At 72.6% G+C, this 9,926-nt stretch carries 9 protein-coding genes; 2 read left to right on the forward strand and 7 right to left on the reverse strand.

Features of this window, described 5'->3' with window-relative positions; genetic code table 11:
• Positions 1 to 112: 112 nt before the first annotated feature.
• Positions 113 to 1,075, reverse strand: a complete 963-nt coding sequence (locus AB0K36_RS33925) for an ROK family protein (protein ID WP_364601550.1) — start codon at positions 1,073 to 1,075, stop codon at positions 113 to 115.
• Positions 1,076 to 1,300: 225 nt separating this feature from the next.
• Here AB0K36_RS33925 and AB0K36_RS33930 point away from each other — a divergent pair, with 225 nt between their 5' ends.
• On the forward strand, positions 1,301 to 2,281 hold the full coding sequence (locus AB0K36_RS33930; protein ID WP_189470253.1) for a LacI family DNA-binding transcriptional regulator: 981 nt from the start codon (positions 1,301 to 1,303) through the stop codon (positions 2,279 to 2,281).
• 41 nt (positions 2,282 to 2,322) lie between these two features.
• Here the strand turns inward: AB0K36_RS33930 and AB0K36_RS33935 are convergent, their stop codons facing one another.
• The 6 genes from AB0K36_RS33935 to AB0K36_RS33960 form a co-directional block, all read right to left on the reverse strand.
• On the reverse strand, positions 2,323 to 4,221 hold the full coding sequence (locus AB0K36_RS33935) for a serine/threonine-protein kinase (RefSeq protein WP_364601552.1): 1,899 nt from the start codon (positions 4,219 to 4,221) through the stop codon (positions 2,323 to 2,325).
• A 92-nt stretch (positions 4,222 to 4,313) separates the two neighbouring features.
• On the reverse strand, positions 4,314 to 5,603 hold the full coding sequence (locus tag AB0K36_RS33940; protein ID WP_364601554.1) for a DUF6986 family protein: 1,290 nt from the start codon (positions 5,601 to 5,603) through the stop codon (positions 4,314 to 4,316).
• A 172-nt stretch (positions 5,604 to 5,775) separates the two neighbouring features.
• Positions 5,776 to 6,738, reverse strand: a complete 963-nt coding sequence (locus AB0K36_RS33945) for an electron transfer flavoprotein subunit alpha/FixB family protein (protein ID WP_364601555.1) — start codon at positions 6,736 to 6,738, stop codon at positions 5,776 to 5,778.
• 57 nt (positions 6,739 to 6,795) lie between these two features.
• Positions 6,796 to 7,581 carry an electron transfer flavoprotein subunit beta/FixA family protein gene (locus AB0K36_RS33950; protein ID WP_159694290.1) on the reverse strand — a complete coding sequence of 262 codons (786 nt, stop codon included), beginning with the start codon at positions 7,579 to 7,581 and terminating at the stop codon, positions 6,796 to 6,798.
• A 195-nt stretch (positions 7,582 to 7,776) separates the two neighbouring features.
• The gene (locus AB0K36_RS33955) at positions 7,777 to 8,283 is read right to left on the reverse strand and encodes a flavin reductase family protein (protein ID WP_364601557.1); all 507 of its coding nucleotides are present in this window, start codon (positions 8,281 to 8,283) and stop codon (positions 7,777 to 7,779) included.
• A 196-nt stretch (positions 8,284 to 8,479) separates the two neighbouring features.
• Positions 8,480 to 8,806 carry a TlpA family protein disulfide reductase gene (locus tag AB0K36_RS33960; protein WP_364601559.1) on the reverse strand — a complete coding sequence of 109 codons (327 nt, stop codon included), beginning with the start codon at positions 8,804 to 8,806 and terminating at the stop codon, positions 8,480 to 8,482.
• A gap of 255 nt (positions 8,807 to 9,061) precedes the next feature.
• Between AB0K36_RS33960 and AB0K36_RS33965 the strand changes: the two genes are divergently transcribed.
• A complete protein-coding gene (locus tag AB0K36_RS33965) occupies positions 9,062 to 9,784 on the forward strand; it encodes a lysophospholipid acyltransferase family protein (protein ID WP_364601561.1) in 723 nt (240 codons plus the stop codon).
• Positions 9,785 to 9,926: the final 142 nt, after the last annotated feature.

Genomic DNA, 9,926 nt, shown 5'->3' on the forward strand with positions numbered 1-9,926 from the left:
GCGAGTAGTTCCCTCCACGCTGACACTGGTCTCACTGCTGGCAGGCGCTGGGTGTGCAGGCGAACAAGAGGTAAGTAGTCACGCCCCCGCACCGGGCCACGCCCAGGACCGCTCAGCCCCGCCCCGCCGGAACCGCCGCCTCCCCCTGACCCAGCGTCGCCGCGGCCGCCGCGCCCACCAGTCCGGCGTCCGTGCCGGTCACCGCGGGCGCGACGGTCAGCCGCTGGACGAAGGAGAGCGTGGCGTAGTCGCGCAGCGCACGCCGCAGCGGGCCGAACAGAACGTCGCCCGCCCCGGCCACTCCCCCGCCGACCACGGCGATCTCGATCTCGACGAGCGTGGCGGTGGCGGCGATCCCCGCGGCGAGCGCCTGGGCGGCGCGCTCGTACGACGCGGTGGCGACGGGGTCGCCGGCGCGCGCCGCTTCCGCGACGGCCGCGGCGGACGTGTCCCCGCCGGGCCCGGGCCGCCAGCCGTTCTCGAGCGCCCGACGGGCGATGTTGGGCCCGCTCGCGATGCGTTCCACGCAGCCGCGCCCGCCGCAGGGGCACAGGTCGCCGTCGAGGTCGACGCTGATGTGGCCGATGTGCCCGGCGTTGCCCGTCGGTCCGGCGTGCGGCTTGCCGCCGAGCACCAGGCCGCCGCCGACGCCGGTGGAGACGACCATGCACAGCGCGTTGTCGTAGCCGCGGGCGGCGCCCTGCCAGTGTTCGGCGGCGGTCATGGCGACGCCGTCGCCGACGAGCGTGATCGGCAGGTGGCGGCCGATGGCGTGCGACACCCGCTCGACGAGCGGGAACCCGCGCCACCCGGGCACGTTGACCGGGCTGACCGTACCGGCGGAGGCGTCGACCGGGCCGGCGCTGCCGATGCCGAGCGCCGTGGCCCGGACCCACAGCGGTGACGCCGCCAGCTCGGCGAGGACGTTCTCGACCGCGCGCATCACCGTCTCGCCGTCGTCGTGGGCGGGTGTGGGGCGCTGGGCGCGGTGGAGAATCGCGCCATTGCCGTCCACCAGCGCGCCGGCGATCTTGGTGCCGCCGATGTCGAGAGCGGCGACGAGGCTGTTATGCATCGGTACGGGATCCCCCGGGAGCTGTCGGACCTGCGGTTTCCATAACAGTCTCCATTCCCCTGACAACGTTGTCCAGGGCCTATGCTCGACGCCACACGCTACAAATACGAAGAACGTGACCGCCCAGACCCAGAAGGACAGCGCACTGTGGCCGATTCGACCCGTCCCCCGACGCCTCCGGGCGGCCCTCGCGGCCCCGAGCCCCGCTACGGGAACCGGCCCACGATGAAGGACGTGGCGGCACGGGCGGGCGTGGGGCTGAAGACGGTGTCGCGCGTGGTGAACGGCGAGCCGGGTGTCACGCCGGACACGGAGCGCCGGGTGCAGGAGGCGATCGAGTCCCTCGGGTTCCGCCGCAACGACAGCGCGCGCGTGCTGCGCAAGGGCCGCACCGCGTCCATCGGTCTCGTTCTCGAGGATCTCGCCGACCCGTTCTACGGTCCGCTGAGCCGCGCGGTCGAGGAGGTCGCGCGGGCCCACGGCGCGCTGCTGATCAACGGCTCCAGCGCCGAGGACCCGGAGCGGGAGCAGGAGCTGGCGCTGGCGCTGTGCGCCCGCCGGGTGGACGGCCTGATCGTGATTCCGGCGGGCGACGACCACCGCTATCTGGAGCCGGAGATGAAGGCGGGCGTGGCCACCGTGTTCGTCGACCGTCCGCCGGGCCGGATCGACGCGGACGTGGTGCTCTCCGACAGTTTCGGCGGCGCCCGGGCCGGTGTGGCGCATCTGATCGCGCACGGCCACCGCCGTATCGCGTTCATCGGCGACCAGCCGCGCATCCACACCGCCGTGGAGCGGCTGCGCGGCTACCGGGCCGCCATGGAGGACGCGGGTCTGGTGATCGACGACTCGTGGGTCGCCCTCGGCTCGACGGCCCCGGAGCGGGTGCAGGAGGCCGTGAAGTCGGTGCTTGCGGGCCCCGAGCCGGTCACCGCGATCTTCGCCGGCAACAACCGGGTGACGGTGACCGCCGTACGGGTCCTCGCGGGGCACGACCAGCGCGTCGCGCTCGTCGGGTTCGACGACATCGAGCTGGCGGACCTGCTCGGTATCACCGTCATAGCCCAGGACGCCGCGGCGCTGGGGCGCACGGCGGCGGAGCGGCTGTTCCGCAGGCTCGACGGGGTGAACGACGAGCCGGCCCAGGTGGCGCTGGAGACGGTGCTCGTGCCGCGCGGCTCCGGCGAGATCCCGCCGCCGTCCTGACCGGGCGGGCGGGGACGCGCCCGGCAGGGACGGCGGGCAGGTCAGCAGACGGGGAGGCCCGGCACCGGCTCGTCGTCGGCGCCGCCCTGGAGGTAGACGTCGCTCACCCAGACGTCGCGGTTGCCGCTGTCGTCGTCCGTCTTGGCCCACCAGACGTTGGTCCACTCGCCGGAGGTCTCACGGCGGCCGAGGTTCGCCTGGCAGTAGAAGTAGTTGGTGCCCGCGTTGAGGACACCGACCTGGGCGCCGCCGTCGTCGTAGGAGTGCGCGGTCTTCCACACCTGGCAGTTGTACTTGCCGGCGCCGATCGCGTGGCACGCCGGCGCGGGCTCCGCGTCGCCGCCGCCCGTCGTACCGCCGGCGCCGGCCGCTCCGCCGCTGGTCGAACTCCCGCCCGTGGAACCGCCCGTGGAGCCGCCGGAAGCGCCGCCGTCGGCGCCACCGCCCGAGCCGCTCCCGCTTCCGCCGGTCGGACCGCCGGAGTCCGATCCGGCCGCTGTGCCGCCCGGCGCGGGCGCTTTCGAGGACGGCGACGGGGACTTCTTCCCGTCCGTGGCCTTGTCGTCGGACCCGGTACCGGTGCTCGGGGACTGCTCGCCCGTCGGGCTGGTGCCCGGCGTGTCACCGGAAGGGCTCTCACCGGTGGAGGGGCCTGCGGCCTCGCCGCCCGCGAGTTCGCCGCCGGTGCCGCTGCCGTCCTTGCCGACGAGCGCGTACGTCACGCCGCCTCCGGCGAGCAGGACCGCGGCGACCGCCGCGGCGATCATCACCTTGCCGCGACCGCGCCGGACCGGCCGGCCGTCGGAACGGCCGAACGGTTCCGCGGGACCGGTGGCGCCTGCGCCTGGGGAGCCTGCCGCCTGCGGCGGGTACGGCGCCGCAGGGCCCGGCGTCGCACCGCCGCCCACGGAACCGGGCGCCTGCGGCGCGTACGACGCCCCGGGAGCGGGCACCGCACTTCCCACGGCGGGTCCGGACTCCGCGGGACCGAAGCCCTGCGGCTGGTACGGCGTCGCGTCGAGCACGGTCGGCACCCTGGGCGGCGCCTGTTCCCGGGGCCCGTCCGCCGGCCGCCCGAGCGGCGCCGTGTGTCCGGCGGGATCCTCTCCCGCGGCGACGGCCGACAGCATCCGCGCCGCCGCCTCGGCGTCGGGCCGCCGCGCCGGATCCTTGTGCATCAGCTGCCGCAGTACCGGCCCGAGCGGACCGGCGCGCCGGGGCTCCGGCAGCGGCTCGACGACGATCGCGGTGAGCGTCGACCAGGTGGAGGTGCGGCGGAACGGCGAGGAGCCTTCGACGGCCGCGTACAGGGTGGCGCCGAGCGCCCACACGTCGGAGGCCGGACCCGGGTCGTTGCCCTGGGCGCGCTCGGGTGCCAGGTAGTCGAGGGAGCCGACGATCTCACCGCTGCGGGTGAGATGGGACGTGGAGCCGTCGCCGGGATCGTCCATGGCCGCGATGCCGAAATCGGTGAGCACGACACGGCCGGAGCGGTCCAGCAGGACGTTGCCCGGCTTGACGTCCCGGTGCAGCACACCGGCGCGGTGCGCGGCGCTCAGCGCCTCGAGCACGCTCGCGCCGATGCGGGCGGCCTCCCGCGGGTCCATCACGCCGCGGGTGTTCAGCACGTCGTCGAGCGAGGGGCCGTCGACGAGTTCCATCACGATGACCGGCCGGCCCTCGTGCTCCGCGACGTCGTGGACGGCGACGACCCCGGGATGCCGGACGCGGGCGGCGGCCCGTGCCTCTCGCTGCATCCGCACGGTCAGGTCGGCCAGTTCGGGCGCCGACGAGTCGGTGTACGTGCGCAGTTCCTTGACGGCGACCTCGCGGCCGAGCACCTCGTCGACCGCCCGCCAGACGACGCCCATGCCGCCGCGCCCCAGCTGTTCGACCAGCCGGTAGCGCCCGGCCAGCCGCTCGTTCTCCCCCGTTGACACCGCTGCCCCGCTCCTCGGATCCGAAAGTGACGGATCACAGACTAGGCCCCGGCCAGGGCCTGGAGGGGGCAGCGCACTGCCGACGGCGGGTGCTACCCGGCTGTGGCGGTCAGGTCGCCGCGCCGCGGCCGGGCGAAGCTGTCGAGACCGGCGCGGTCGAGGCCGGTCAGGCCGTTGACCTCCGCCTCGTCGAGCGCACCGCAGTCGATGCCGCGCAGCAGGTAGGAGCTGAGCGCCTTGGCGGTGGCGGGCTCGTCCATGACGTCGCCGCCCACGTGGCCGGCGTAGGCGGCGAGGCGTGCCGCCGCCTGCTCGAAGCCCTCGCGGTAGAACGCGAACACGGCGGCGTACCGGGTGGGGAGGTGGCCGGGGTGCATGTCCCAGCCCTGGTAGTAGGCGCGGGCGAGGGCACGGCGGGTGAGGCCGTAGTGGAGCCGCCAGGCGTCGTGCACCTTCTCGGCGGGTCCGACGGGCAGCACGTTGGTGGACCCGTCGCACACGCGTACTCCGGTGCCGGCGGCGGCCACCTGCATGACGGCCTTGGCGTGGTCGGCGGCGGGGTGGTCGCTGGACTGGTAGGCCGCGCTGACGCCGAGGCAGGCGCTGTAGTCGAAGGTGCCGTAGTGAAGTCCGGTGGCCCGGCCCTCGGCCGCGTCGATCATGCGGGCGACGGTGGCGGTGCCGTCGGCGGCGAGGATCGACTGGCTGGTCTCGATCTGGATCTCGAAGCCGATGCGGCCGGGCTCCAGGCCGCGGGCCTTCTCGAACTCCTCGACGAGGCGCACCATTGCGGTGACCTGCTCGGTGTAGGTGACCTTGGGGAGGGTCAGGACGAGCCCGTCGGGCAGCCCTCCGCGCTCGCTCAGGCCGGTGAGGAAGATGTCGAGGGTGCGGATGCCGCGGTCGCGTACGGCGGCCTCCATGCACTTCATCCGGATGCCCATGTACGGGGCGGCGGTGCCCTGTTCGTACGCCTCGGAGATCAGCCGCGCGGCTCGTGCGGCGTCGGCGTCCTCGTCGGGGCCCGCGTAGCCGTCCTCGAAGTCGACGCGCAGGTCCTCGATCGGCTCGCGCTCCAGCTTGGCGCGAACGCGGGTGTACACGGGCTCCGCGAGCTCGTCCGCGAGGCCGAGGACGCGGGCGAACGTGCGGGCGTCGGGCGCGTGCTCGTCGAGCGCGGCGAGTGCCTGGTCGCCCCACGAGCGGATCGTGCCGGCGGCGAAGTCGTTGCCGGGGACGTAGACGGTGTGGACGGGCTGGCGGGTGCCCGGATCCCCGGGGTAGCGGCGGGCGAGTTCCGCGTCCACCGTCGCCAGGGAGGCGCTGATGCCCTCGCTGACCGCGCCCGCGAGGCTCGTCGCCACCTTCTCCTGCTGACCCATTCCCACACCCTCCGCACACTTCGGGATCCGTGGTTTCCGCATCACGGATTCAACATTCTGTTGAATGAAGTTAATGGGCGGCCGTGATCTGCGTCAATGGTCCCCCGGAACGGACCGGGGCCGCGCGGTGGAGAACCACCACGCGGCCCCTGGCCGAAAGAGAACCCGCGGGTCAGCCCTTGCGGGTCTTGACCTCTTCGGTCAGCTGCGGGACGACCTCGAAGAGGTCGCCGACCACGCCGTAGTCGACGAGGTCGAAGATCGGGGCCTCGGCGTCCTTGTTGATGGCCACGATGGTCTTCGAGGTCTGCATGCCGGCGCGGTGCTGGATCGCGCCGGAGATGCCGGAGGCGATGTACAGCTGCGGCGACACGGACTTGCCGGTCTGGCCGACCTGGTTGGTGTGCGGGTACCAGCCGGCGTCGACGGCGGCGCGCGAGGCACCCACGGCGGCACCGAGGGAGTCGGCGAGCGCCTCGATGATCGCGAAGTTCTCGGCTCCGTTGACGCCACGGCCGCCGGAGACCACGATCGCGGCCTCGGTCAGCTCCGGGCGGCCGGTCGACTCACGCGGGGTGCGCGAGACGACCTTGGTGCCCGTGGCCTTCCCGGAGAAGGAGACGGACAGCGCCTCGACGGTGCCGGCGGCCGGGGCGGCCTCCACGGCGGCCGAGTTCGGCTTGACCGTGATGACCGGGGTGCCCTTGGTGATGCGGGACTTGGTGGTGAAGGACGCGGCGAACGCGGACTGCGTCGCGACCGGGCCCTCGTCGCCGGCCTCGAGGTCGACGGCGTCGGTGATGATGCCGGAGCCGATACGGACCGCGAGGCGGGCCGCGATCTCCTTGCCCTCGGCGGAGGACGGGACGAGCACGGCGGCCGGGGAGACGGCCTCGTACGCGGCCTGCAGCGCGTCCACCTTCGGGACGACCAGGTACTCGGCGAACTCGGGGGCATCGGCCGTGAGGACCTTCACCGCGCCGTGCTCGGCGAGCGCGGCGGCGGTGTTCTTGGCACCGGAGCCGAGAGCGACGGCGACGGGCTCGCCGATGCGGCGGGCCAGCGTCAGCAGCTCAAGGGTGGGCTTGCGGACGGCGCCGTCCACGTGGTCGACGTAGACGAGAACTTCAGCCATGGGACTTCTTCTCTCCTGCTTGCGAAGTATGAAGGGGGCGGTAAAGGGCCGAAGCCTCTAGATGAACTTCTGGCTCGCGAGGAACTCCGCGAGCTGCTTGCCGCCCTCGCCCTCGTCCTTGACGATCGTGCCGGCGGTGCGGGCCGGGCGCTCCGCGGCCGAGTCGACCTTGGTCCAGGCGCCCTCGAGGCCGACCTCTTCCGCGTCGATCTCGAGGTCCTCGAGGTCCAGGGACTCCACCGGCTTCTTCTTGGCGGCCATGATGCCCTTGAAGGACGGGTAGCGCGCCTCGCCCGACTGGTCCGTCACCGACACGACGGCCGGCAGGGACGCCTCGAGCTGCTCGCTGGCGGTGTCGCCGTCGCGGCGGCCCTTCACGGTGCCGTCCTCGACGGAGACCTCGGAGAGCAGGGTGACCTGCGGGACACCCAGACGCTCGGCGAGGATCGCCGGCAGCACGCCCATGGTGCCGTCGGTGGAGGCCATGCCGGCGATGACCAGGTCGTAACCGGTCTTCTCGATCGCCTTCGCGAGCACCAGCGAGGTGCCCATGACGTCGGAGCCGTGCAGGTCGTCGTCCTCGACGTGGACGGCCTTGTCGGCACCCATGGACAGCGCCTTGCGCAGCGCGTCCTTGGCGTCCTCGGGGCCGACGGTCAGCACGGTGACCTCGGCATCGTCCGCCTCGTCCGCGATCTGCAGCGCCTGCTCGACCGCGTACTCATCCAGCTCCGACAGCAGGCCGTCGACGTCGTCGCGGTCGACGGTCAGGTCATCGGCGAAGTGCCGGTCGCCGGTGGCGTCGGGCACGTACTTCACACAGACAACGATCCTCAGGCTCACGCCGGCTCTCCTACTGCATCGTCTCTACTGGACTGCCTTGTGAACGCAGCATAGGCGTCCGATGGGGCGGATCCCGGTCGGGGCGGGCCGCGCTCCGAACGAAATATTACTCGTCAGTACACCCAGTGTGTTCCCGCTAAGCAAGCGCTTTGCACTGTGACCTTGACAACGGACCGGCCGCCGCCTCCGCACAGTTCACTCCCGCAGAGCGGTGAAGCGCCCCTGGTGGTAGAGCAGTGGCCGGCCGCCGCCCGCCGGATCCCCGACGACCGCCTCGGCGATCACGATGCGATGGTCACCCGCGGGCACCCGGGCCACGACCCGGCACACCATCCAGGCAAGCACACCGTCCAGCACGGGGACGCCCTCCGGCCCGGCGCGCCAGCTCGTCGGCGGCGCGAAGCGGTCGGCGCCGCTGCGGGCGAAGGTGGCTGCCAGCTCGCGCTGGTGCTCGCCGAGTATGTGCACGCCGACATGTCCGGCGTCCGCGACGACGGGCCAGCTGGACGAGCCGGTGCCCACACCGAACGAGATCAGCGGCGGCTCGGCCGCTACGGAGGTGAGCGACGTCGCGGTGAATCCGACCGGACGCGGTCCCGCCGCGGTGATCACCGCGACACCGGCGGCGTGCTGCCGGAAGACCGAGCGCAGGAGGTCGGGAGAGGCGAGCTGGGCGGCGCCGAGATCGGGCGAGGCCGTCATCGAGTGTTCCTTCTTGGGGAGCGGACTATGCGACTGCGGCTGCACGGGCAGCCTGACAGCGAGCGCTCGCGTCACGGGAGAGATCGGCATGAACCCGCCCGTCGAGAAGGAATTCTGGAAGCACGGAAGCCAGCCTGGCGATACATGGCGTACACAGTCAAGTGCGCACCGGCAGGTGCGACCAGGGTCACGGGCGTCATATCGCCCGCCCCAGCGCGGCGATGACATCGGCCTTGCGGGGCGTGCCTGCGGCCTTGGTGACGATCCGTCCGGCGGCGTCGAGGACCAGCACGGTCGGCGTGCTCTCGACGCCGAGTTCGCGTACAAGGGCGAGGTGGTCCTCGGCGTCGATCTCGACATGGACGACTCCGTCGACCATCGCGGCGATGTCGGCGAGGATCCGCCGGGTGGCCCGGCAGGGCTGGCAGAAGGCGGTGGAGAACTGGACGAGGGTGGCGCGCTCGCCCGGCCGTCGGCCCAGCTCCGGCGCACCCAGCCGTCGTTCCGCGTCCTGTCCGCGCACCTTCTCCGCCTTCCGTCGTGCTCCGTGCGTTCACTTCTTCGAGCTGCAGCGTTCCCGGCGCGGCGGGGATTCCCGCAGGCCGCGCCGGGGCCGGGTTCCCGTCCGTGAAGTGATGAGAATCTCGCGCCCGCGCGCGTCCAGGACTGGTCAGCACGGCGCACATGGGGCACGATCGGCCCAAAGCCGAAAACCTACGGCTGCGTAACTTCCAACCGGGCGAACCCTCCCCGGGCTTGACGAAAGGGTCCTCCCCCCATGGCAGAGCTCGTCTATCGGCCGGTCATCGGCGCCGCTCTCACGATGTTCAAGGCGCTCGACCTGAAGATCGACACTCAGGGGTCGGAGAACATTCCGCGCACCGGCGGAGCGGTGCTGGTCAGCAATCACATCAGCTATCTGGACTTCATCTTCACCGGCCTCGGCGCCCTGCCGCAGAAGCGCCTGGTGCGCTTCATGGCGAAGGAGTCGGTCTTCCGCCACAAGATCTCGGGCCCGCTGATGCGGGGGATGAAGCACATCCCCGTGGACCGCAAGCAGGGCGAGGCCGCGTACGCGCACGCGCTGGACTCCCTGCGCTCCGGCGAGATCGTGGGTGTCTTCCCCGAGGCGACGATCTCGCAGTCGTTCACCCTGAAGTCGTTCAAGTCGGGTGCGGCACGGCTCGCGCAGGAGGCGGGCGTCCCGCTGATCCCGATGGCGCTGTGGGGCACTCAGCGGCTGTGGACCAAGGGGCGGCCGCGCAACTTCAAGCGCTCCCACATCCCTGTGACCATCCGCGTCGGTGAGCCCCTCGAGGCGCCCGCCGACCAGTACGCCGGCGCGATCACCCGCCGGCTGCGCGAGCGTGTCCAGGAACTGCTCGAGGCGGCGCAGCGCGCCTACCCCGTGCGCCCCCGGGACGCGGCCGACACCTGGTGGGTGCCCGCCCACCTCGGCGGCACGGCCCCCACGCCCGCCGAGGTCCGCGAGGCGCACTGACCCGGCCCGGTCCGAACGAAAGACCTAGGGCCTCTCGTTTGGATCACGCCGGGCTCGCGGGCCCTGGCACGCACTCCCCCGTAGCCCTCCGGGCACGGGAGGTGCCCCCACGCCGCGTTGTCGTCAGTCGGCATGGCTCCGC

The sequence above is a fragment of the Streptomyces kurssanovii genome, assembly GCF_040677245.1.
GTDB classification, from domain to species: Bacteria; Actinomycetota; Actinomycetes; order Streptomycetales; family Streptomycetaceae; genus Streptomyces; species Streptomyces kurssanovii.

What these genes read in the sequence shown, in the direction of transcription:
- AB0K36_RS33925 (WP_364601550.1), bottom strand. Translation starts at nt 1,075, where the DNA reads ATGCATAACAGCCTCGTCGCCGCTCTCGACATCGGCGGCACCAAGATC.
- AB0K36_RS33930 (WP_189470253.1), top strand. Translation starts at nt 1,301, where the DNA reads ATGAAGGACGTGGCGGCACGGGCGGGCGTGGGGCTGAAGACGGTGTCG.
- AB0K36_RS33940 (WP_364601554.1), bottom strand. Translation starts at nt 5,603, where the DNA reads ATGGGTCAGCAGGAGAAGGTGGCGACGAGCCTCGCGGGCGCGGTCAGC.
- AB0K36_RS33945 (WP_364601555.1), bottom strand. Translation starts at nt 6,738, where the DNA reads ATGGCTGAAGTTCTCGTCTACGTCGACCACGTGGACGGCGCCGTCCGC.
- AB0K36_RS33955 (WP_364601557.1), bottom strand. Translation starts at nt 8,283, where the DNA reads ATGACGGCCTCGCCCGATCTCGGCGCCGCCCAGCTCGCCTCTCCCGAC.
- AB0K36_RS33965 (WP_364601561.1), top strand. Translation starts at nt 9,062, where the DNA reads ATGGCAGAGCTCGTCTATCGGCCGGTCATCGGCGCCGCTCTCACGATG.